Genomic DNA, 505 nt, shown 5'->3' on the forward strand with positions numbered 1-505 from the left:
CCTGAACAACCATTACCAGCCTAGAGATGTAGATAATTTTATCGCGGCTGATAAAGATCCAAACTTTAGGGTTTTCGATTTATCGTTGGGCGATCCGTTTAAAAGTGCCGAAACTTCTTATTTCCATAAAACCGTTGGTGGTTTCCACTCCGCGAGGTTAAAACGTTTTCAGGAGTTGGTAGATAACCAATTAACAAAAAGTGTTAACCAGGATGTGTTGGATATGTTAAATACCAAGTACATTATTACGCAAGATCCTCAGAATGGATCGTATAAAATGCAGCGTAATGCAACGGCCGCGGGTAATGCCTGGTTTGTACAAAGTGTTCAGTTTGCTAAAAATGCTGATGAAGAAATGAAGGCCATTAGCAGTTTTGATGCTAAGAAAGAAGCCATTGTTGATGAAAGTTTCAAAAATTCGATTGATACCAAACGTTTAGGAACGGGTCAGGAAGGTTTTATTAAATTAACCAACTACAACCCTGATCATTTAACTTATGAATAC

Annotated in this window: 1 pseudogene; it reads left to right on the forward strand. The window is 38.0% G+C overall.

What is annotated here, in order from left to right:
• A pseudogene (locus AC1DND_RS29315) lies at positions 1–505 on the forward strand (hypothetical protein); the annotation flags it as partial.

The organism is Pedobacter sp. 01N416, from assembly GCF_056399685.1.